Raw genomic sequence first — 20,431 nt, forward strand, 5'->3', positions numbered from 1 at the left:
TTAATTGTAAAGGACACTTATTGTAAGTGTCCTTTTTTTTTCTGATTCTCCGCAAACACACCTAATATTTTTAGTATATTAGCGCTCAAAAAGCAGGGATTATGAACATATTCAGTTTTACGGCTCATTTCGGTTCGGAGGAAGATTGTCGTTTGCATTTCAAGGAGCAGCGTGATAAGGAAGGGGTTGTCTGCAAGCGATGCGGGGGCACTTCCCATTATTGGTTACAGGGTAAATGGAGTTATGAATGCAAAGGTTGCCGTTTCCGCACCTCGTTGCGCAGCGGTACGATCATGGAGAGCTCCAAGCTGCCGTTTCTGGTGTGGTACAAAACGATGTTCCTGATGAGTTGCACAAAAAAGGGATTCTCCACCAACGAACTCCAGAAGCAATTAGGATTGAAGCGTTACGAACCGGTATGGGCGATGGTACACAAACTCCGCAGGGCGATGGGCAACCGGGATGCAAGGTATACACTGGAAGGGATGATAGAACTGGATGAGGGTTACTTTTCGGTGGCCAGTAAGGAAATCGAGCGAGGCAAGGGTACACGTGGCCGGGGAGCCGAGGGAAAGCAGAACGTTGCGGTGATGGCCGAAAGCACCCCGTTGGAAGATATCGAAACGGGCAAAAAGGAGAAGCATGTGCGTTATTTCAAGGCCAGGGTACTGGATAGCCATCAAAGTGAAGGAATCAACGGCGTGGTCAGGGACTGCATGGAGGATGATGCCATCGTATTTTCGGACAAAAGCACTTCTTACGTTGACATCTCCGATCTGGTGGAATTGCACGTCACCGAGAAATCAGACGCCAAAACCACCAAGGAAACACTCAAATGGGTGCATATCGCAATCAGTAATGCAAAACGGACATTGCTGGGCAACTACCATAAAATCAAAAGGAAATACTTACAGTTGTATCTCAACGAGTTTATTTACAAATTAAACAGACGGTATTTTGGAGACAAACTCTTTGACAGACTAGTAATTGCGAATATAACAGGTGCATAAACGGATAATCAGAATCTTTAAACATCCTAATTAACTACCTGCGGATTTTAGGTATTATTATAGAAGCCCCCATGAATAAATCGCTCATCATTTTCGGCATCGTCAACATAACCTCGGACAGTTTCTCCGATGGAGGCCGGTATCTGGCGCCAGACGCAGCCATTGCGCAGGCGCGTAAGCTGATGGCCGAGGGGGCAGATGTGATCGACCTCGGTCCGGCATCCAGCAATCCCGACGCCGCGCCTGTTTCGTCCGACACAGAAATCGCGCGTATCGCGCCGGTGCTGGACGCGCTCAAGGCAGATGGCATTCCCGTCTCGCTCGACAGTTATCAACCCGCGACGCAAGCCTATGCCTTGTCGCGTGGTGTGGCCTATCTCAATGATATTCGCGGTTTTCCAGACGCTGCGTTCTATCCGCAATTGGCGAAATCATCTGCCAAACTCGTCGTTATGCATTCGGTGCAAGACGGGCAGGCAGATCGGCGCGAGGCACCCGCTGGCGACATCATGGATCACATTGCGGCGTTCTTTGACGCGCGCATCGCGGCGCTGACGGGTGCCGGTATCAAACGCAACCGCCTTGTCCTTGATCCCGGCATGGGGTTTTTTCTGGGGGCTGCTCCCGAAACCTCGCTCTCGGTGCTGGCGCGGTTCGATGAATTGCGGCTGCGCTTCGATTTGCCGGTGCTTCTGTCTGTTTCGCGCAAATCCTTTCTGCGCGCGCTCACAGGCCGTGGTCCGGGGGATGTCGGGGCCGCGACACTCGCTGCAGAGCTTGCCGCCGCCGCAGGTGGAGCTGACTTCATCCGCACACACGAGCCGCGCCCCTTGCGCGACGGGCTGGCGGTATTGGCGGCGCTGAAAGAAACCGCAAGAATTCGTTAACTGCACATTCGGGATATTTCTCTATATTCGCGGTTCAGCAGGCATGTCCCCTTTGAGGGCGACCCGACGACAGGATAATCGACCTTATGGTGCGCAAATATTTCGGCACAGACGGTATTCGTGGCAAAGCCAACGAAGGCGCGATGACGGCGGAAACCGCCTTGCGCGTCGGCATGGCGGCTGGCCGTGTCTTTCGTCGCGGTGACCACCGCCATCGTGTCGTGATCGGCAAGGATACGCGCCTGTCGGGCTATATGCTTGAACCCGCGCTCACAGCCGGTTTCACCTCGATGGGCATGGACGTATTCCTTTTTGGCCCGCTGCCGACAACGTATAGGAAGAATAAACGCCCTTTTCACCCAAGTCCAACAGCTTTGGACCGCAGTTGACTCTTTCGACACCCCTGCGATGCAACCCAATCCGGCTGACGGGGAGCCAGCAACGCTGAAAATTTACCCTCCTCTTTCCCACTAGCGGCTCCTTTTCCGACAACCAGCACGGCGGATCCCTGCCGCGGCGCTGTGAACGCAGCATTTTGATTGGTATCGTTGGCCTTCAGGCTCGTCAGTCAAACAGACCCAGGAGCAGCTCAGCCGGTGGCGCCCGGCTTTCGGGTAACGCCCTGGTCCCGCTGGTTTCGGCTTTGTGCTTCAGGTGATCAAGGATCTGCTTGATCACTATAGGGTCTTCAATGCAGGCGATGACTTTCATGGCGCCGCCGCAGCCGCTGCAGGTCTCGATGTCGATATTGAAAACACGCTTGAGCCGTTGCGCCCATGTCATCGACGCTCGCCGTTGTGCTGGTGTTGCCGGTTCATCAGCCACCCTGACCTTGTTGCCCCTGCCCCGTTTTGCCGGCGTGACCAACGCCCGGTGCCGACTGTTGGGTGCGAACACCCCGTGGAAGCGGGTTAGGTTGACTCTGGGCTTCGGTACCAGGGCGGCCAGCCTTGCAATGAAATCCAATGGTTCGAAAATGACGTGCGTGGTGCCGTCCCGGTACGGCGTCTTGAGCTGGTAGCGCACGTTGCCGCCTCGTGTTAACGACAGCCGCTTCTCGGATACCGCCGGGCGGCTGATGTACCGGCACAGCCGTTCGAGCTTCTTGCGTTCATCGGCCCTGGCCGCCACGCCGGCGTGCAGGCTGGACCCGGCTACCTTGCCAATCCCGTCACCGAACGGATCACCACTGGTCGGCAGAGTTTGCAAAGTGAACACCTTTCGCCCCGCCTGTGAACCGACAGCGATACGGTAAGTGATCGAGTGCCCCAGCAGGGGTGTCATCGGGTCGTCATCCACCGCATCCGAGGCCAGATAGCTGTTTTCGACATCCCGTTCCAGCAGGCCTTGCCGTTCCAGATAGCGACCCACCCGGTGGGCGATGGTGTGCGTCAGCTGGGTGAGCTCTGGGCTGGTCGGCGCCTTGACCCAGCGGAAACGCGCTGAGCCGTGGGATTGCTCGACATACACACCGTCGAGAAACAGCATGTGGAAGTGAACATTCAGATTGAGCGCTAATATACTAAAAATATTAGGTGTGTTTGCGGAGAATCAGATTTTTTTTTATGTGTAAAGGTTCATACAAACACCAATTAGTTAAAGTTTATATGCGTTAGTAATTGAAGCGAACAAGTCAAATTTTACAATGGATTTTAGGTTATTTAGATGTAGATATTTAGTACAATGTTTTATAAGATTTCCAACATCGCAAGTAAGAAAGCTATTGAAAGAAAATTTCATGCCAGTTTTCAATTTCCCAATCTTTATGAACCACTAGATCTCATTGAAGGTCTTTTAGAATCTACTGTTGCAATTATTTCAATCAATGACCCTAAAAAAGTACTGTATGCCATATGGGGCTTGCTTCCTGAAAATTTTGAAGATAACTGGAGTGTTTTTCAAGATGTGTTTAACACCTTAAATGTTAGAGTGGAAACACTTCAAAGCGGAACAGAAGTCTATCATAACGCACTAAAAGAACGAAGATGTGTCATTATAGCCACCGGCTTTTATACTACTTTTTTAGCCAATGGAAGTGTCGAAAAATGTCATGTACATCTTGCAAATTTTGAACCCTTTCCGATTGCAGCCATTTTTAATGAACTTAGTGACGGATTTTTAACCTGTTCATTAATTCTAATAAAGGCAAACGACTCATTCAAGAATATTCCAAACCTCTCCGATTCAAAACCGCTCGTGTTAAATGACGCCGAATTAAAACAATGGTTGGATGCGTCCACTTCGTTAAATGAAGTGAATAAAATTTTTGAAAACCATAGTTCTTTAGATTTTGTCTTTGAACTAAGCATGGCTTAGGACTGATATACGCTCAGTTGTTCTATTGTTATGAGTTAAATTCTATTTTGATACGGTTAAACCTCCGCAGCATTAAACTATACCTTTATTTCATAAACTTAAAAACTCAAAATTATGTTACGTTGGACTATTATTTTTATTGTAATTGCTATTATCGCCGGGATCTTAGGATTTGGTGGAGTGGCTGGAGCATCAGCAGGAATAGCTAAAATATTCTTTTTTATTTTTATAGTCCTGTTCATTTTGTCTTTATTGAGAGGCGGATTAAAAAAATAAAGCTATATTTAATAACTAAAACCAAAATTTAAATTATGAAAAAACTAATGATGACATTCGCAGTCCTATTCACTTTAGGAACTGCAATGACAACTTTAACAAGTTGCAGAGAAACAAATAAAAGCTCTTTAGAAAAAGCAGCAGATGACGTAGGAGACGCGGTTGAAGATGCGGCTGACGACGTTGAAGACGCTTTAAATTAATAATGTAATTCTACATTTTACAAAAGAAAAGGTCATCACTAAAATGATGGCCTTTTCTTATTCTATCCCTTTACTATCGGGCTCAATATATTTAATGAAATCTGATGGCGATGTCAATTGGATAAAATGATTCCCAATAATTGCTATAGGGGAGGTAAGTACTTCCGGGTGCTTCTCAAGAATTTTCAACCAATCTTCTTGTTCTAAATCCACCAGTTCACCGTAGTTCTGGGTAAAATCAGGATGCTCTTTATTAATGAGGTCGGAAATTCGCACTCCTAAACCTACTGCCAATTCCGCCCATTGTGTTCCGGTAACTTTGGTTTTGGAAATGTCGATTGTTAAAACTTTCTTGTCTGAAGCTAAAACATAGGCTTGTATTTGTCTTCCTATTGAATTTCCAGAATGGAAGTATAATTTTATTTCGTTTTTGTCTGTTGAAATCACGCCCATTGAGTATTATAGTTAATTATTAAAACTTATTTATGTCCTAGGTAGATAGCCTTAAAACATCAGCTTAAATGCTGTATTTCAGAGGATATATCCCGAATTAAAATTAAGAAAAAAAAACGAGAAAGTGTATAGTGAAAGGCAATTGTTAAATAATAACTTTTAATGATAATAATGAGGGTTTTACAGCAAAATATCTATTTTTGTAAAGTTCAAAATTTAATACATATTATGTCAGATTCAATCGAAAAAGTAAAATGCCTAATTATAGGTTCGGGACCAGCAGGTTATACTGCTGCTATTTATGCGGCTAGAGCAAATATGTTTCCTGTTCTTTACCAAGGAGTGCAACCAGGTGGCCAATTGACAACTACTAATGATGTCGAAAACTTCCCTGGATATCCAGATGGTATTACAGGACCTGCAATGATGATGGAGTTACAAAAACAAGCCGAACGTTTTGGTACTGATGTTAGAGATGGCTGGATTACTAAAGTCGATTTTTCTGGAGATATTCATAAAGTATGGGTGCAAGACACTAAGGAGATCCACTGTGAAACTGTAATTATTTCAACTGGTGCTTCAGCAAAATATTTAGGATTGCCTTCAGAACAAAAATACCTTCAATTAGGTGGCGGTGTTTCGGCATGTGCGGTATGCGATGGATTCTTCTATAGAAATCACGAAGTGGTTATTGTAGGTGCTGGCGATTCTGCTTGTGAAGAAGCACATTATTTATCTAAACTTTGTAAGAAAGTAACAATGCTTGTAAGACGTGATGAATTTAGAGCATCGCAAATCATGCAAGCTAGAGTTAAAAACACTAAAAATATTGAAATCTTGTTCAACACAGATACTGAAGAAGTATTGGGTGACGGGCAAGTTGTAACTGGTGTTAGAGTACGAAATAACGTGAGTGGCGAAGTGAGCGAGATTCCAGCAACTGGATTTTTTGTTGCAATTGGTCACAAGCCTAACACAGATATCTTTAAAGACTATTTGGAGTTGGATGAAACTGGTTATATTATCAATGTTCCAGGTACAGCCAAAACTAATATAGAGGGTGTGTTCGTTTCTGGAGATGCTGCTGATCATGTCTACAGACAGGCTATTACAGCTGCCGGTACTGGATGTATGGCTGCATTGGACGCTGAGCGCTATCTAGCAGGAATTGATTCTAATTTTGAGGTTAATACAGCTACCAATTATTAAGATAAACCTTTAAATACTTAAAATATAAAAGCCTAAAGCGTAGTGTTGAACTATTCTTTAGGCTTTTTTTATTCTGAAATAAATTGTGACTGATTAGGCTGTTGGAGGTTATTGCTTCATCTGAAGTTTTGATGTCCCAACAAACTTAGGGAGTGTAATTTTAGGTGAGTTGTACAAGTACACTTCGCTATTGCCCGTAGCTTCAATAGTCACACTTTCATTAACACGAACTGTAGCAGAACTGCTCATATCTGCAGTGATAGTACAAGTTGTAGTCAGGAATTCTTTTCCATTAAACGTTGACGAATTGTCCAAGCGTAACTGCGTAGTCGTTAAAGTGCCCTCCATATTGGCAGTTGCACGTTGATAAAGGTCAAATTTGGCAATTTTTGCATTAAGCAAGGCTTCCATCTTCACATTGTCATTCAGCACAACCACGGCATTTGTGGCGTTGACATTCAATTTTACTTTCGCCTTATCTGAAGCTGTATAATTGAATTCATTAGTCTTAATATTCAAATAAGCACGTGAAGATCCCGTGGTTTTTAAGGTTGTGTTTTTTAACTCTAAGGACGTTAGTGACCTGAGTTCGCCATCTTCGATCACTTCAATAGTTTCCAATCCGTCGCTATAGTTGACCTTAATATTCATACGGCGGCTAGAAGTGATTTTTTTAGTGGTTTTGAAGGTGAGGGTGCCGTTAATTACTTCAAAGAGAATGTATTCATGTAGATTACTGTCGGCTTCAACTTCAACGGAAGGTTTACTGTTATAGATAATTTCAACTGAAAAATCTTCTCCTACAACAATTTTGTTGAAAGGATCAATATAGGTTTGCTTAATGGTTACATTTCTATCGCCTTTAATTTTCTCATCATCTTGAGCGGACGTGTAGGCGTTAAAACTTAGTGCCATTAAAAATGCAAAAATGATTTTATTCATTATAACTATTTAAGAGGTTATACTAACAAATATAAACAAAAACCATCCCAAACTTTTAACAAGCTTTGAAATGGTTCGTAATAGTGGTGCATAAATAGGTGATAGTATCTTCTTTTGGTTGCTTTTTAGTTAGCAATTACCTTAAAAATCACTGCATATTTTAAAAGTTTTCTATAGGATTGATATCGCTGGTATTGCTATTTGTACCTCTTTCTTTAGTTATGACGTTCTCACCACCGTTTGCAGTTGATTTAACATCTGTGCTACAGGAAAAAAGGCTAAAACTCAGAATGGAAGTGATGATGATTTTTATTATTGTACTCATGACTGCTGGTTTTTGGTGGTGTGATTTGTATGCTACACTGTTGATTATAGCGTGCTAATTATTGGTATTAGTCTGTTGTAATTTTTATACCATTCCCATCAATATTAACCTTTACACGTTCTGAATTTGATTTGATGCCGTCTTGATTAATTTCGACTGAATTCGAATCATTTTTAATTTTGATACCGTTTTCGTCAATCCTGATTCCAGAAGCATCATCATCACCGTCATCGTTATAATCAGAGTCTTGTTTAAGATCTTCAGGACAATCCAAGCATTTGATTTCGTTATCCAACATCTGTAAATAATGGCCCTTCACGTTTTTATCTCTTGAATTCGATCTTAAATATTGATTTCTATGAAACGAATGCGTGTTTTGATCAGCATAGATAACGGTGCCTTCAGGGATATAAAGTGTGACTTCGACTTCTTGATCTCTGAATTTATTTTGAAAAGCAGTCGTTAAAAACCCATCAAGTTCTAATCTATTATTCACAATGGTATAGTTGTAATTGATTTTTTCTGCTCTGGCTTTGGCACTTTGATAGGTACTTCCTTTAGAGCTTTTATCAATTCTGATGGAGGCCACAGAATCTTTAGTCGATTTCAAAATCAGTTCAACATCTGTTAAATACAGTAGTTTGTTGTCTTTTTCATCATAAATTGGACGCCATTGGCTACTGTTTCTTCCAAACTGTTTGCTAAAAGTACTGTTGTGCGCCATGTTAACATACAAGGTGTCTCTAGCTGTGATATTTAAGTTCTCAGTGTGTTGCACCATAGCATCTTCAGTGTATTCACTGGCTTGTTTTACACCAACAACTACCAGTCCAATAAGCGACATGAGCCACAATCCGAAGAGTGAAAATTTAGCAATTGCACCAATGGATTTTAAGTTGTTGACCAATATTTTCAAACCTAAATAGAAGAGGAAGAAAAACGGAATGCCTATCGCAAAAAGCAACATTAAAGACATGAGCCAAATAGGAACATTCGCAGCATTTGTAGCTTCTAGAAAATCCATACCAGGAATCTCAATAACGTCAGCAACACCTACTGAAAAGAATGCGATGATAAGTCCTATTAACGTGCTGGCACCAATAATGATGAGCATGATACCAATGAACTTGGCGAAAATTTTAAAGACAAACATGATCACCTCTCCCAACGCATCAAAAAAAGTTTTAGACCCCGATTTTATTTTATTGCCTTGTTTGGGCAGATCTAAGTTTTTTACGGCTTCAGAGACATTTTCAAAGCCGTCTTTAATTTTTTTTTCGATGTTACTGATGTTAACCGGTTCGCCCGTCATTGTCAGCTTTTCAGCGGTTGTTCGCGCTTCAGGAACTAAAATCCAGAAGAGGATATAGATTAAGATAAATGTACCGCCAGAACCTAAGGCCAATAATATCCAAAGTAAACGCATCCAAATAGCATCAACACCTAAATAATGTCCCAAACCTGAAGAAACTCCACCTATATAAGAGTTGTCTGTGTCTCTAAACAACTTTTTAGAAAAAGTACTTTGGCTTTTCTTATGATAACTTTTTTCTGGTTCATCTTCAAAGATTTCATCATCTACCAAATAGTCTTCAGGTTGTCCCATAATGGAAATAACGTCGTCAACTTCTTGAACTCTGATGACCTGTCTGTCATTTTGAACGCGCTCATTAAAAAGTTCGGCAATACGCGCTTCAATGTCCGCTATAATTTCAGATCGGCCCTGAGAATCCGTAAATGAACGTTTGATGGCCTCCAAATAGCGTTGTAATTTTATATAGGCATCTTCATCAATGTGAAAAAATATACCTGCTAAATTTATGTTGACTGTCTTATTCATCTTTTGCTTTTTTTGTGTTGGTAACTAAGTTGACTGCGTTTTGTAATTCACTCCAGGTTGTATTTAATTCCATTAGGAATAATTTGCCTGTTTCTGTCAGACCATAATATTTACGTGGCGGTCCGGAGGTTGATTCTTCCCATCTATAATTTAAAAGCCCTGCATTTTTAAGCCTTGTCAGTAGTGGATAGATGGTGCCTTCTACTACAAGCATTTTTGCATCCTTAAGTGTTTCCAGAATCTCGGCTACATAGGCATCTTCATCTTTTAAGATGGAGAGTATGCAGTATTCTAGGACACCTTTGCGCATTTGTGCTTTTGTGTTTTCAATTTTCATAGGTCTCTTCTGTTTTTTTAATCTGATGTTCTTTAACGCTCCAAAGCTGCACAACAGATGCTGTTTGATTAATGATGTTTGACAATGTTTGTGTCATGTTCATTAGTGATTAATGGTTAAACTGTTCGTTTTTTGATTGTGCCCTAAGGCAATTGATGATTTGATTGATGACTACGACTATCGTAGTTGATGAAAATTTATTTTAAAAAATTGATTGTTAATGGGTAATTGTAAAGTTCGCCATCTCTTGCCTTTAAACTTGCTACGACTATAAATACGAGTTCTAAAATAAAACCGATAACGGCCAGTAATCCCAAGCTAAAAGCAGTAATCAGTAATGGACTGAAGTTTACAAAGTCGAATTGGATGGTGTCAAAATCGTTGAAATCTAAAATATTTACAGATCCCAAAACACTCAATAGCAATACGGGAATGGTAATAGCTGCAAGAATAACGGCATATAGTAAAATGCTGATTTGAAAATTAATGGCTTGCTTTCCATGTGCATCTACAAACTCCGACTTTTCCTTATTGGTCATCCATAAGATGACTGGACCAATAAAATTCCCAAAAGGAATTAGGAATCCTGAAAAGGTGGATAAGTGAATAAATGTGGCGATGTTTTTTTGGTGATTGCTTATCATTTCTAAAAGTATATAATAGTGTCTTATGCAAATATATATCTAAAGGAAGGTATTATGCAAAACATAGTAGTGTAATTTAACATAAAATTAACAAATTGATATCTGAGATAAAAATGATAATTTAGCAACAATAAAAACTTGATAATGAATATATCCCCAAGAAAACTGAATGCTTTCTTAAGCTTTAAACTGCCATCAGCCTATTTGTGCGGCGTGAGAACAACGTATATTGATGATGTGCAATGTAAGGTGAGTGTGAAGCATAGATGGATCAACCAAAATCCATTCAACTCTATGTTTTGGGCCGTACAGGGCATGGCTGCGGAATTGACAACAGGCGCATTAGTCATGTCTAAAATTAAAGCAAGCGGAAAACCGATATCGATGTTGGTGGCAAATAACAATTGTTCCTTTACTAAAAAGGCGACCGGCAGAATAAATTTTATATGCAATGAAGGGGCTAAAATTGATGAAGCCATTAAAAAAGCTATTGCAACTGGAGAAGGGCAAACCATTTGGATGAATTCTGTGGGTAGGAACGAGGAAGGCATTGAAGTATCTAATTTTAATTTTGAATGGACCATTAAGCTGAAGAATTAAAAGTCTGAGACTTTTCTTTTTACTACTTGAAGCAGGATGAATTTAGATATGAAAATTTACCCGTTTGTAACAATTTTATAAAACTTCCTACCAATACACTAGAAAATAAATCATAGCACTAATATTTGGGAATTATGAGAGCACACGAAATTGACTATAGAATTTACGGCGAAGAAATGCAGTATGTCGAGATAGAACTCGATCCGCAGGAAGCCGTTATAGCGGAAGCCGGAAGTTTTATGATGATGGATGACGGCATAAAAATGGAAACTATTTTTGGTGATGGATCTGAGCAAACCAAAGGGTTTTTAGGATCAATATTAGGTGCGGGAAAACGTATCCTTACCGGAGAAAGTTTATTTATGACCGCATTTTACAACGTTCTTTCTGGGAAACGAAACGTCTCGTTTGCATCGCCATACCCTGGAAAAATTCTCCCAATTGATCTCACAGAATTTAGAGGTAAATTTATCTGTCAAAAAGATGCTTTTTTATGTGCTGCCAAAGGTGTAAGTGTTGGTATTGAATTTTCTAAAAAGATTGGGCGTGGATTTTTTGGAGGCGAAGGATTCATCATGCAAAAACTGGAAGGCGATGGCATGGCATTTATTCATGCAGGAGGCACTATGGCTAAAAAAGTGTTACAATCTGGCGAAACCTTACGTGTAGATACCGGATGTTTGGTAGGATTTACGCAAGATGTAGATTATGATATTGAATTTATTGGAGGCATCAAAAACAAACTATTTGGTGGAGAAGGTTTATTCTATGCGAAACTTCAAGGACCGGGTACGGTTTACATTCAGTCGTTACCTTTTAGTAGATTGGCAGCGCGTGTGTGGGCGAGTGCACCACAAGCTGGTGGGAAAGATAGAGGAGAAGGAAGTGTGCTTGGAGGCCTCGGAAATTTGCTTGACGGAGATAACCGTTTTTAACGATATTGGGTATTATTTGTTAAAGTAACAGAAGTCGTTGGCTGATGTCAATTATTTTTACTAAATTTAAACAACTAAAATAAATATGCCTATTATTCATATCTACTTATTAATCATCACCTAAACTAAATAATAATGGCAAGAGCAATGTTTGAGTACACTAAAACCGTACTAAGCAAAGTAAGTTTTGATGCTGCGTTGTTCTGTAGAGAAGTACAAAAAGCTATTCACCGTTTATTACCTTATGAACTAGAAGAGCTAAAGGTTTTTATTAAATCTTTAATACTACAGAATCCAGATCTAAACCAATGTTTAATCTATTTAAAAACAGAATAATGAAAAAGCGACCAACCGGTCGCTTTTTTATTTTGCTAATGGACTGATTATTTTTACATTTTGAAAGGCTATCGCACCTCTAATAATGCCGGAGATAATCCCGTGTAAGGCATCAATGATTTGCATTTTCAACTCACTTTTATGATAAATGATACTCACCTCACGCGCCGGTGTAGGCTCATTAAAGTGATGAAGATTATTGACTAAATTTTCATTAAGCTCTAGCGTATGTAAGTATGGCAGCAATGTCATGCCCAATCCTTCATTGGATAGTTTGATGAGCGTTTCTATGCTCCCACTTTCCAACTGAAAATTCTCATTAGTCTGGTCTTTAAACGCTTTACATAAATTAATGACGCCATCCCTAAAACAATGGCCATCCTCCAGTAACAACATATCATCTATCTCTAAATCAGAAACATCAATGGTTTTCTTTTTGTAAAGGCGATGGTGTTCAGGGATGTAACCAACAAAAGGTTCGTAATACAATACGCGTTCTTTAATGTTTTCACTTTCTAAAGGCGTAGCGGCAATGGCAGCATCTAAGTGACCATCCTTTATACGTTCAATAATATCTTCAGTGGTCAACTCTTCAATTTTAAGCTTCACTTTAGGATATTTCTTAATAAAAGCTTTTAGAAACATGGGAAGTAAGGTAGGCATGACCGTAGGAATAATGCCGATTCTAAATTCGCCACCAATAAATCCTTTTTGCTGATCGACGATATCTTGAATGCGCTCAGATTCATTTACAATATTGCGAGCCTGGTGTACAATTTTACGACCGACTTCAGTTAATTCGATAGGTTTTTTGCTTCGGTCAAAAATGAGTACGCTCAGTTCTTCTTCCAGCTTTTGTATTTGCGTACTTAATGTAGGTTGCGTCACAAAACACTTTTCCGCTGCTTTCGTGAAATTCTTATGTTCAGCAATCGCTAAAACATAAGTTAATTGTGTTATCGTCATAGATATTCATTTAAACTATAAAAATATAAAAACTATCTATAAAAACTATAGTAAAGTCAGTTAATTAAAGCTTAAATTTGAATTAACTCAAAAAATTATAAGAAGATGACATTAAATACGATTGGTTTAGATGCCAAAAAAGCGAAGGATTTAGCAAATGATTTGAATGAATTACTGGCCGATTTTCAAGTGTATTACCAGAATCTGAGAGGAATTCATTGGAATATTAAAGGAAAGCGCTTCTTTGATTTACATGTCAAATTTGAAGAGCTTTATACCGATGCCAATATAAAGGTGGATGAAATAGCGGAGCGAATCTTAACTTTAGGGGAAACACCTTTACATACTTTTGAAGATTACAGTAAAATAGCCAAAGTTAAAGTTGGTAAGAACGTTTCACAAGATGAAAAAGCTGTAGAATTAATCGTTGATTCTTTATCTGAACTGCTTAAAATTGAACGTATGATTTTGGATAAGGCAGCCGAAACAGGAGATGAAGGAACAAATTCTATGATGAGCGATTTTATCACAGAACAAGAGAAAACGGTTTGGATGATGAAAGCTTGGTTAGGAGAAACGGTTTAAATAGAATTTCACATTAATAAATATAAAAAGAGGACTAGCTGTCCTCTTTTTATTTGCACTTAATCACAGGTTGCCCTAGCTATATTTTCGATGACATTTTCCTAAATACAAGTTAAAGCAAACCTCTCGATTTAATCTCCAAATATTTATTAATGGTATCGATAGTTAAGTTTTCTGGAGTGGTCAGTATCGAATAAATGCCATACTTTTTTAATTCTTGCACGATGAGCCGCTTTTCAAAAGCGAATTTTTCAGCAATCACTTTATCATAAACCTGTTGAATGGTAGTGGCCTTATGGTCAACAATCGCATTCAGTTCTGTGTTTTTAAAAAAGATCACCACCATCAGATGGTTCTTGGCAATTGCCTTTAAATAGGGCAACTGACGATTAAGACCGTCTAAGGTTTCAAAATTGGTGTAGAGTAGGATGAGGCTGCGTTGGGTGATGTGCCGCTTCATGTTGGCGTACAATCGGCTGAAATCACTTTCAAAATAATCTGTTTTTACATTATAAAGTGATTCCAAAATCAAACGCATTTGTGAACTACGACGTTGCGCCACGACTATGTTTTCTACACTTTTGGAAAACGAAAGCATACCCGCTTTGTCGTGTTTTTTCAAAGCCACATTACTGATTACCAAAGTCGCATTGATGGCATAATCCAACAGACTCAAGCCTTCAAAAGGCATTTTCATCATTCTGCCTTTATCAATGATTGAATATATGGGTTGCGACTTTTCGTCCTGAAACTGATTCACCATTAAACTATTCTTCTTAGCCGTCGCCTTCCAATTAATGGTGCGTAAATCATCACCCAATACATAGTCCTTAATTTGCTCGAACTCCATGGTATGGCCAATTCTACGGATTTTCTTGACACCATAATCCTGTAAATTATGATTGATGTTTAGCAATTCAAATTTTCGCAACTGCTTAAAGCTAGGGTAGGTGGGCACCATGGCTTCCCCATTAAATTGAAAACGTTTTGCTACCAGCCCGATTTTTGACGACGCGTAAATATTCAAGTGACCAAAATGGTATTCGCCGCGTTGCGTAGGCTTTAGTTGATAGGTTAACGACTTTTCCTTTTTTGGTGGAATGCTCAGTTTAATGTTAAAGTCACGCATCTGGAATTGTACAGGCACTTCGTCAATAACAGTTGCGTCAATTGCAAACGGGTAATGATTGTTTATTATAATGTCAACTTGATTGGCATCGCCATTTGAGAACTTATCTGGTAACACGCGTTTCCCGCTAATCTTGGTGCTTCCTGCGAATACCATTGCCACATCCACTACAAATAGGATCACCACCACTAAAATTAAAAGTTGGGCCACTCCAAACAGTACAGGCACAAAATAGCTGAATACGAATAGTGCTATAATGCACAATCCACTATAAAAAAACCTAGGCTGTATGTAGAAGGATTTAAAGAAGTTCAAAGTGATGATGGGTTATTGGCTATAAATTCAGGAATTAAAAATGTTTTTATCTAGGAATTTCTACGTTTTCAATAATCTGTTTAATGACATCTGTGCTAGTAATGCCTTCCATTTCACGTTCTGGCGTAACGATAACACGATGGTGTAACACCGGAATCGCTGCACGTTTAATGTCTTCAGGCGTTACAAAATCACGACCTTCCATCGCTGCAAAGGCTTTACTGGCTTTTAAAATAGCAATCGATGCTCGTGGTGAAGCCCCTAAATATAAAAATGGGTTGTTCCGGGTAGCGACAATTAAATCGGCTATATATTTTAATAGATGTTCTTCTACCAATACTTGGGTCACCAGGGATTGATAGGACACGATTTGCTCTGCCGTCAAAAACGGTGTAATGGCATCTGTTTTAACGCGGTTTTGAAGTTGTTGTTCGCGCACTAAGATCTCTACTTCATCTTCATGATTAGGGTAATCCACCACGATTTTAAACAAAAAACGATCTAATTGCGCTTCAGGCAAACGGTAGGTACCTTCTTGCTCAATAGGATTTTGGGTGGCCAATACCATAAAAGGCGACTCTAATTTATAAAAGTGCCCATCAATGGTGATTTGCTGTTCTTCCATCACCTCAAAGAGTGCAGCTTGTGTTTTTGCAGGAGCACGGTTTATTTCGTCAATCAAAATCATTTGACTGAAAATAGGTCCTTTTTTGAATTCAAATTCGGTTGTTTTTAGGTTGAACACCGAGGTTCCTAAAATATCGCTCGGCATTAAATCGGGCGTAAATTGAATTCTGCTAAATCCGACACTTAAAGATTTGGCCATTAATTTTGCGGTAATGGTTTTAGCAACACCCGGAACGCCTTCAATTAAGGAATGGCCTTTGGCGAGTAAGGATGCTAAAAGCATGTCAACCATGTCCGTTTGCCCAACAATTACCTTGCCTATTTCCTGCTTAATGTTTTGAACGTTCTGTTGCAATTCCGAAAGATCCAAACGGTTGGTAAAGGTTAAATCTTGGGTGTTTTCTTCTTGAGTTATATCGGGACCAGACGAATGTGGTGTTTGTCCTTCTAAATTTTGTTCGTGTGCTTCCATATAATTATGAATAAAATTCTTCAATATATTTATTGAGCTTTAAGAGGTTTTCCTCAAAAAACTCATTTTTAGTCCGTAACCAGTTGATGAAAGTAATGGTTTTTTGAACGGATTCTTTTTTCTTCCCTGATTTTTGAGAGAGTTTCGTAATAAACTCATCATTTAATGTGGTGGTGTCCAAATTATAATCCGATCGTATTTTCTCTAAAAAATAGGTGATTTTCTTTTCAATTAGATTCTTATGATCTTCAGTTTCATAATACAAATTGGAAATTGTCTTTACAAAGCCAACGGTAGTATTCTCTAACGGTTTCACAATAGGGATGATGCGTTGTCGCCTTTTCGCATTAAAAACCATAAAAAGCAACGTCAAGATAATCGTTAAATACCATGCCCATTTAAACGATGGCTGTTCTAAAAACCAGCTCAATTGCGATTTTTTCTCTGCATCGCCATATTGAGAATTAAGGTATTTGGTATACGAATCGAAATAAATGGTAGCATCTGGCAGATAGGAGAGAGCGCCCTCTGTGTAACGGTACCGGTTATCTTTTAAAATATTATAATTGGTGAAAATTTTTGGTTCTAAATGCAAATAGATGTTGCCCTCTTCAAATGGAACTTTTAAGAAGTTGATTACATCAGGATTGTCATTAATGTATCCTAAAGCCGTTAAATTTTCATTGTCGATTTTAGAAAAATACGCAGTGCTGTCACTTTTATCAATGTCGACGTTTTTAGATCTTAAAGCTGCATCACTAAAGCTTAATTTGCTGATGCTGTCCTTGTTTTTAATATCATCTACTGTTAGCTGTAATGTGTCCAAAAGCATTTTTGGAAAGGTGTAGTCGGACATGAATAAGGTATTGCCCTGACCAGCAAATATCAGGAGTTCCTCAATGTCTGCGTCGTCTAGATAATCTGAGTTGCCAATCAATAGATAATTACCTTCAGCAATATGATCGCCATAACCATCCTCTGAATTCGCATAAAAATAATTATAGGGGGTATAATAAATGGTTTTGATTTTTTGGTCCTTAAAGAGTTTGGGTAATTCTTTATAAAGCACACTGACACCATAAGGTTTGTTGCTTTTTTCATTAAAGCTCTCTGTCCAATCTACGGTACGGTTGCTATTATAATCAATAGTGATGGCAATGCTGATGATTGCAATGATGATAACTACTATGGTGATGACGTTTTTATTCACGAGTTCACCTTTTTTATAAGTTGAACAAAACTCTCTTTTGCCAATTGATACTGCTCAGCATTTAGTGCAAACTCACCGTACCAGGTGTAATTATAAATATAGGAGGTATAGGCAAAATCTTTACTGAATTTTTGAGAAGCAATAGCCTGCATATAATCTGCATTGGTTTTGTCTTCCTCGTAGGTAATAAAGTTTTTTAGCGTCAACTGTTTCAGCACTAATAGATAATAATATCTGATGGCTAAACGGTAATCATTTGTGTTTTCAGCATTCTTGATGAGTGTTTTAATGTCGACATGCGCTATGTTTTCAGCAGAAATGTCCGTGAATGAGTTGATCTGCGTGTTTTTTCGTGACGAAAACAGCTTGCTACTCCCATCATTTAAAAGTGTGTAGGCTAAATAGCCGACAGCAAGAAACAGAATGACTACAAACATCCAATTTAAACCATTGAAGTTGAATGAAAATCCGTCAGCGCTTTCTTCTGGAATGTAAGGCTGGTCCTCTGAATATTCGGCGTTTTGTTGTTGGTGAGCAGAAGATGAACGCGCTTTTGGAGTGCCTTTGTAATTGTATTTTCTACCGGAATACGACTCTTTAAAGCCATCGTTAAACTGACGTTCAGTTGGTGGTTGTTGCACGGTGGCTTCTGCCCAGAGCGATGTGTTCGCATTGAGCAAAAAGGTGCAGACCAGAAAAATAAGCGTCAGGTTAAGTTTCATTTAATTGAAGGGCGTCAGTTCAGCTTTCAATCTCTTCTGTACCCTAAAAGGATATACGAGATAATAATAGCTGATAATTCCTAAAGTGACTAAGATAATCCCAACGGATATCATTTTGGGCATCTCTTGTGAATATCTGGTGATAAACCCTTCTAAAAAGCCTGCGAAAAAAGTAAATGGGAAGGTGCTAATAACGATTTTTATCCCTGTTTTGGCACCTTCTTTAAATGATGTGAATCTTGAATAGGTTCCAGGAAATAGAATGCTTGCGCCTAGAATCAGTCCTGCAGCTGCTTCAATTACAATGGCGAAGATTTCCATTGATCCGTGTATCCAAATGCCTCTAACACTTTCCCAAAACACATTCTTTTCATAAAAGAAATATTGAAATGAGCCCAGCATGATGCAGTTTTTGAACAGGATATACACGGTGCCGAGTCCGCCAAAAACGCCCATGACAAAGGCAATGATGCCCACACGCAAATTATTTACCGTAATGCCAATAAAACTCCCCCAATTGCTACCACTTTTATAGACCCCTACCGGATTTCCCGCCTCTATATTCTCTAAAGTCATATTGACGTACTCATCGCCTAAAATAGACCGTACAAACTCCCCATCATTAGCAGCGGAAATAACGCCAATTGCGGTAAATACGGTAAAGATGGCAAAGGCGATATACACAAACTTCCGATAGTGGAACATGATTAAAGGCACTTCGGTTTTCCAGAAAGAGACAATTCGGTTACTGTCCTCGCGCTTGGTTTTGTAAATTTTTTGAAAAGCCTTGGCAGCTAATTGATTTAAGTAGGTAATTATTTTACTTTTGGGGTAGTAGGTTTGTGCGTAAGATAAATCGTTGATCAGTTGGATGTATTGAGAGGCGAGTTCGTCAGGATTTTTAAAGTCATTATTGAAAATAGCGGTTTCAAAGCTTAGCCATTTTTCCTTATTTTGCTTGATAAACGCTACTTCTCTCATACAGTTGTTAAATTAAAATATAAAATGGCAGAGTTACAAATTAACACCACTCAAAATGTAAAAATAAATTTTACGGCAGCCGGAGCTGGTGAGCGTTTGTTGGCATTCATTATTGACAGCATAATTAAAATCGGCTATCTGACCATTTTAAACATGACTGTTGGTGCGTTTCAGGATATGGATCAATGGTCTCAAATTGGAATCAATACGGTGTTAGGGCTTCCTGTGGTGTTTTATACGCTGGCATTGGAATCTTTAATGGAAGGACAAACCATTGGGAAGCGAATCATGAATATAAAGGTGGTAAAAATAGATGGCTATCAAGCTTCCCTAGCAGATTATGTGGTGCGATGGTTTTTTAGGATTGTCGATATATACATTCTGGGTTTGGGGTTTTTCGTAATCATATTTAATAAAAGATCACAGCGATTTGGCGATATGGCCGCAGGTACTTCGGTGATTTTACTAAAAGACAAAGTCAATATCAGCCATACCATTTTAGAAGAATTGCACGACAATTACAAACCGACCTATCCTACGGTCATCAAACTTTCAGATAATGACGCGCGGATTATAAAAGAAACGTTTACCATGGCAAAATCCACCAACGATTACCAAACCCTAATTAAGTTGCGAAATAAGATTACGGAAGTGATAGGGGTAAAGGCTATTAATGGCAACGACATTCAGTTTATCGACACCATTTTAAAGGATTATAATTATTACACTCAAGGGATGTAAGCAGAGAGCCAAGTTTTGTTTTTACAAAACTTGTGCGAATCGCTTATCCCGCCTTTTCGCGGGATCTCAAGAGTGTAACCTATATTTTGTTAAGAAGGTCTAACTTGTGCGAATCGCTTATCCCGCCTTTTTTGCGGGATCTTAAGATTATAATCTGAATTATTTTATTAGATGGTCACAAAAACTTGTGCGAATCGCTTATCCCGCCCTTTTGCGGGATCTTAAGAATACTACCGTAATTTATTTATCAAAATTCTCCTTGTGCGAATCGCTTATCCCGCCTTTTTTGCGGGATCTTAAGATTATAATCTGCATTACCTTATTAAATGGTTTCAAAACTTGTGCCAACCCCTTATTCTTCCAACAATCA

The 20,431-nt window shown here is 39.5% G+C and carries 24 protein-coding genes and 1 pseudogene; 12 read left to right on the forward strand and 13 right to left on the reverse strand.

The window, feature by feature from the left end:
* The first annotated feature begins 101 nt into the window (after positions 1 to 101).
* From Q0947_RS00470 to Q0947_RS00480, 3 genes are all read left to right on the forward strand, one after another.
* A complete protein-coding gene (locus Q0947_RS00470) occupies positions 102 to 1,010 on the forward strand; it encodes an IS1595-like element ISBbi1 family transposase (protein WP_005807145.1) in 909 nt (302 codons plus the stop codon).
* Positions 1,011 to 1,081: 71 nt separating this feature from the next.
* Positions 1,082 to 1,897 carry a sulfonamide-resistant dihydropteroate synthase Sul2 gene (sul2, locus tag Q0947_RS00475; protein WP_001043260.1) on the forward strand — a complete coding sequence of 272 codons (816 nt, stop codon included), beginning with the start codon at positions 1,082 to 1,084 and terminating at the stop codon, positions 1,895 to 1,897.
* A gap of 86 nt (positions 1,898 to 1,983) precedes the next feature.
* A complete protein-coding gene (locus Q0947_RS00480; protein ID WP_000251875.1) occupies positions 1,984 to 2,286 on the forward strand; it encodes a phosphoglucosamine mutase in 303 nt (100 codons plus the stop codon).
* A 175-nt stretch (positions 2,287 to 2,461) separates the two neighbouring features.
* Here Q0947_RS00480 and Q0947_RS00485 read toward each other — a convergent pair.
* Positions 2,462 to 3,412, reverse strand: a pseudogene (locus Q0947_RS00485) (IS91-like element ISVsa3 family transposase); the annotation flags it as partial.
* A gap of 168 nt (positions 3,413 to 3,580) precedes the next feature.
* Here Q0947_RS00485 and Q0947_RS00490 point away from each other — a divergent pair.
* From Q0947_RS00490 to Q0947_RS00500, 3 genes are all read left to right on the forward strand, one after another.
* Positions 3,581 to 4,213: an SOS response-associated peptidase family protein gene (locus tag Q0947_RS00490; protein ID WP_299390055.1), complete on the forward strand. Its 633-nt coding sequence runs from the start codon at positions 3,581 to 3,583 to the stop codon at positions 4,211 to 4,213.
* A gap of 114 nt (positions 4,214 to 4,327) precedes the next feature.
* On the forward strand, positions 4,328 to 4,489 hold the full coding sequence (locus tag Q0947_RS00495; RefSeq protein WP_084647679.1) for a DUF1328 family protein: 162 nt from the start codon (positions 4,328 to 4,330) through the stop codon (positions 4,487 to 4,489).
* A 35-nt stretch (positions 4,490 to 4,524) separates the two neighbouring features.
* Entirely contained in the window at positions 4,525 to 4,692 is a 168-nt protein-coding gene (locus Q0947_RS00500) for a hypothetical protein (protein WP_299390061.1), read from the forward strand.
* Between the two features lie 57 nt (positions 4,693 to 4,749).
* On the opposite strand, the gene Q0947_RS00505 is transcribed toward Q0947_RS00500, so the two are convergent.
* A complete protein-coding gene (locus tag Q0947_RS00505) occupies positions 4,750 to 5,145 on the reverse strand; it encodes a hypothetical protein (protein WP_299390064.1) in 396 nt (131 codons plus the stop codon).
* 228 nt (positions 5,146 to 5,373) lie between these two features.
* Here Q0947_RS00505 and trxB point away from each other — a divergent pair, with 228 nt between their 5' ends.
* Positions 5,374 to 6,354, forward strand: coding sequence for a thioredoxin-disulfide reductase (gene trxB / locus Q0947_RS00510; RefSeq protein WP_299390067.1), 981 nt, complete (start codon positions 5,374 to 5,376; stop codon positions 6,352 to 6,354).
* Positions 6,355 to 6,462: 108 nt separating this feature from the next.
* On the opposite strand, the gene Q0947_RS00515 is transcribed toward trxB, so the two are convergent.
* The 5 genes from Q0947_RS00515 to Q0947_RS00535 form a co-directional block, all read right to left on the reverse strand.
* Complete coding sequence (locus tag Q0947_RS00515; protein ID WP_299390070.1) at positions 6,463 to 7,296, reverse strand: DUF2807 domain-containing protein; 834 nt, start codon at positions 7,294 to 7,296, stop codon at positions 6,463 to 6,465.
* Between the two features lie 160 nt (positions 7,297 to 7,456).
* A complete protein-coding gene (locus Q0947_RS00520; RefSeq protein WP_299390073.1) occupies positions 7,457 to 7,621 on the reverse strand; it encodes a hypothetical protein in 165 nt (54 codons plus the stop codon).
* A gap of 67 nt (positions 7,622 to 7,688) precedes the next feature.
* Positions 7,689 to 9,461, reverse strand: a complete 1,773-nt coding sequence (locus Q0947_RS00525; RefSeq protein ID WP_299390076.1) for a PspC domain-containing protein — start codon at positions 9,459 to 9,461, stop codon at positions 7,689 to 7,691.
* Complete coding sequence (locus tag Q0947_RS00530) at positions 9,454 to 9,798, reverse strand: PadR family transcriptional regulator (RefSeq protein ID WP_299390079.1); 345 nt, start codon at positions 9,796 to 9,798, stop codon at positions 9,454 to 9,456. The genes Q0947_RS00525 and Q0947_RS00530 overlap by 8 nt, the downstream gene beginning before the upstream one ends.
* Positions 9,799 to 9,995: 197 nt before the next feature.
* Entirely contained in the window at positions 9,996 to 10,442 is a 447-nt protein-coding gene (locus Q0947_RS00535; RefSeq protein ID WP_299390082.1) for a DUF4870 domain-containing protein, read from the reverse strand.
* 144 nt (positions 10,443 to 10,586) lie between these two features.
* On the opposite strand from Q0947_RS00535, the gene Q0947_RS00540 reads away from it, so the two are divergent.
* The 3 genes from Q0947_RS00540 (at position 10,587) to Q0947_RS00550 (ending at position 12,313) form a co-directional block, all read left to right on the forward strand.
* Entirely contained in the window at positions 10,587 to 11,042 is a 456-nt protein-coding gene (locus tag Q0947_RS00540; protein WP_299390085.1) for a DUF4442 domain-containing protein, read from the forward strand.
* A gap of 134 nt (positions 11,043 to 11,176) precedes the next feature.
* Positions 11,177 to 11,977, forward strand: a complete 801-nt coding sequence (locus Q0947_RS00545; RefSeq protein WP_299390088.1) for a TIGR00266 family protein — start codon at positions 11,177 to 11,179, stop codon at positions 11,975 to 11,977.
* 135 nt (positions 11,978 to 12,112) lie between these two features.
* Positions 12,113 to 12,313: a hypothetical protein gene (locus Q0947_RS00550; protein ID WP_299390091.1), complete on the forward strand. Its 201-nt coding sequence runs from the start codon at positions 12,113 to 12,115 to the stop codon at positions 12,311 to 12,313.
* 27 nt (positions 12,314 to 12,340) lie between these two features.
* Here the strand turns inward: Q0947_RS00550 and Q0947_RS00555 are convergent, their stop codons facing one another.
* Positions 12,341 to 13,279, reverse strand: a complete 939-nt coding sequence (locus Q0947_RS00555; protein WP_299390094.1) for a LysR substrate-binding domain-containing protein — start codon at positions 13,277 to 13,279, stop codon at positions 12,341 to 12,343.
* A 105-nt stretch (positions 13,280 to 13,384) separates the two neighbouring features.
* Here Q0947_RS00555 and Q0947_RS00560 point away from each other — a divergent pair, with 105 nt between their 5' ends.
* Entirely contained in the window at positions 13,385 to 13,864 is a 480-nt protein-coding gene (locus Q0947_RS00560) for a Dps family protein (protein ID WP_299390097.1), read from the forward strand.
* Between the two features lie 112 nt (positions 13,865 to 13,976).
* Here the strand turns inward: Q0947_RS00560 and Q0947_RS00565 are convergent, their stop codons facing one another.
* The 5 genes from Q0947_RS00565 to Q0947_RS00585 form a co-directional block, all read right to left on the reverse strand.
* Complete coding sequence (locus Q0947_RS00565; RefSeq protein ID WP_299390100.1) at positions 13,977 to 15,203, reverse strand: DUF58 domain-containing protein; 1,227 nt, start codon at positions 15,201 to 15,203, stop codon at positions 13,977 to 13,979.
* 151 nt (positions 15,204 to 15,354) lie between these two features.
* Positions 15,355 to 16,407 carry a MoxR family ATPase gene (locus Q0947_RS00570; RefSeq protein WP_299390103.1) on the reverse strand — a complete coding sequence of 351 codons (1,053 nt, stop codon included), beginning with the start codon at positions 16,405 to 16,407 and terminating at the stop codon, positions 15,355 to 15,357.
* Between the two features lie 4 nt (positions 16,408 to 16,411).
* Positions 16,412 to 17,617: a DUF4350 domain-containing protein gene (locus Q0947_RS00575; protein ID WP_299390106.1), complete on the reverse strand. Its 1,206-nt coding sequence runs from the start codon at positions 17,615 to 17,617 to the stop codon at positions 16,412 to 16,414.
* Positions 17,614 to 18,339, reverse strand: coding sequence for a hypothetical protein (locus Q0947_RS00580; RefSeq protein ID WP_299390109.1), 726 nt, complete (start codon positions 18,337 to 18,339; stop codon positions 17,614 to 17,616). The genes Q0947_RS00575 and Q0947_RS00580 overlap by 4 nt, the downstream gene beginning before the upstream one ends.
* Positions 18,340 to 19,320 carry a stage II sporulation protein M gene (locus Q0947_RS00585; protein WP_299390112.1) on the reverse strand — a complete coding sequence of 327 codons (981 nt, stop codon included), beginning with the start codon at positions 19,318 to 19,320 and terminating at the stop codon, positions 18,340 to 18,342.
* Positions 19,321 to 19,344: 24 nt separating this feature from the next.
* On the opposite strand from Q0947_RS00585, the gene Q0947_RS00590 reads away from it, so the two are divergent.
* Positions 19,345 to 20,061, forward strand: coding sequence for an RDD family protein (locus Q0947_RS00590; RefSeq protein ID WP_299390115.1), 717 nt, complete (start codon positions 19,345 to 19,347; stop codon positions 20,059 to 20,061).
* Positions 20,062 to 20,431: the final 370 nt, after the last annotated feature.

Source organism: uncultured Gelidibacter sp., assembly GCF_947500795.1.
Taxonomy (GTDB): Bacteria; Bacteroidota; Bacteroidia; order Flavobacteriales; family Flavobacteriaceae; genus Gelidibacter.

Bases quoted from the DNA above. Each gene is read 5' to 3' on its own strand.
- Q0947_RS00470 (WP_005807145.1), top strand. From the start codon at position 102: ATGAACATATTCAGTTTTACGGCTCATTTCGGTTCGGAGGAAGATTGT.
- sul2 (WP_001043260.1), top strand. From the start codon at position 1,082: ATGAATAAATCGCTCATCATTTTCGGCATCGTCAACATAACCTCGGAC.
- Q0947_RS00480 (WP_000251875.1), top strand. From the start codon at position 1,984: ATGGTGCGCAAATATTTCGGCACAGACGGTATTCGTGGCAAAGCCAAC.
- Q0947_RS00490 (WP_299390055.1), top strand. From the start codon at position 3,581: ATGTTTTATAAGATTTCCAACATCGCAAGTAAGAAAGCTATTGAAAGA.
- Q0947_RS00495 (WP_084647679.1), top strand. From the start codon at position 4,328: ATGTTACGTTGGACTATTATTTTTATTGTAATTGCTATTATCGCCGGG.
- Q0947_RS00500 (WP_299390061.1), top strand. From the start codon at position 4,525: ATGAAAAAACTAATGATGACATTCGCAGTCCTATTCACTTTAGGAACT.
- Q0947_RS00505 (WP_299390064.1), bottom strand. From the start codon at position 5,145: ATGGGCGTGATTTCAACAGACAAAAACGAAATAAAATTATACTTCCAT.
- trxB (WP_299390067.1), top strand. From the start codon at position 5,374: ATGTCAGATTCAATCGAAAAAGTAAAATGCCTAATTATAGGTTCGGGA.
- Q0947_RS00515 (WP_299390070.1), bottom strand. From the start codon at position 7,296: ATGAATAAAATCATTTTTGCATTTTTAATGGCACTAAGTTTTAACGCC.
- Q0947_RS00520 (WP_299390073.1), bottom strand. From the start codon at position 7,621: ATGAGTACAATAATAAAAATCATCATCACTTCCATTCTGAGTTTTAGC.
- Q0947_RS00525 (WP_299390076.1), bottom strand. From the start codon at position 9,461: ATGAATAAGACAGTCAACATAAATTTAGCAGGTATATTTTTTCACATT.
- Q0947_RS00530 (WP_299390079.1), bottom strand. From the start codon at position 9,798: ATGAAAATTGAAAACACAAAAGCACAAATGCGCAAAGGTGTCCTAGAA.
- Q0947_RS00535 (WP_299390082.1), bottom strand. From the start codon at position 10,442: ATGATAAGCAATCACCAAAAAAACATCGCCACATTTATTCACTTATCC.
- Q0947_RS00540 (WP_299390085.1), top strand. From the start codon at position 10,587: ATGAATATATCCCCAAGAAAACTGAATGCTTTCTTAAGCTTTAAACTG.
- Q0947_RS00545 (WP_299390088.1), top strand. From the start codon at position 11,177: ATGAGAGCACACGAAATTGACTATAGAATTTACGGCGAAGAAATGCAG.
- Q0947_RS00550 (WP_299390091.1), top strand. From the start codon at position 12,113: ATGGCAAGAGCAATGTTTGAGTACACTAAAACCGTACTAAGCAAAGTA.
- Q0947_RS00555 (WP_299390094.1), bottom strand. From the start codon at position 13,279: ATGACGATAACACAATTAACTTATGTTTTAGCGATTGCTGAACATAAG.
- Q0947_RS00560 (WP_299390097.1), top strand. From the start codon at position 13,385: ATGACATTAAATACGATTGGTTTAGATGCCAAAAAAGCGAAGGATTTA.
- Q0947_RS00570 (WP_299390103.1), bottom strand. From the start codon at position 16,407: ATGGAAGCACACGAACAAAATTTAGAAGGACAAACACCACATTCGTCT.
- Q0947_RS00580 (WP_299390109.1), bottom strand. From the start codon at position 18,339: ATGAAACTTAACCTGACGCTTATTTTTCTGGTCTGCACCTTTTTGCTC.
- Q0947_RS00585 (WP_299390112.1), bottom strand. From the start codon at position 19,320: ATGAGAGAAGTAGCGTTTATCAAGCAAAATAAGGAAAAATGGCTAAGC.
- Q0947_RS00590 (WP_299390115.1), top strand. From the start codon at position 19,345: ATGGCAGAGTTACAAATTAACACCACTCAAAATGTAAAAATAAATTTT.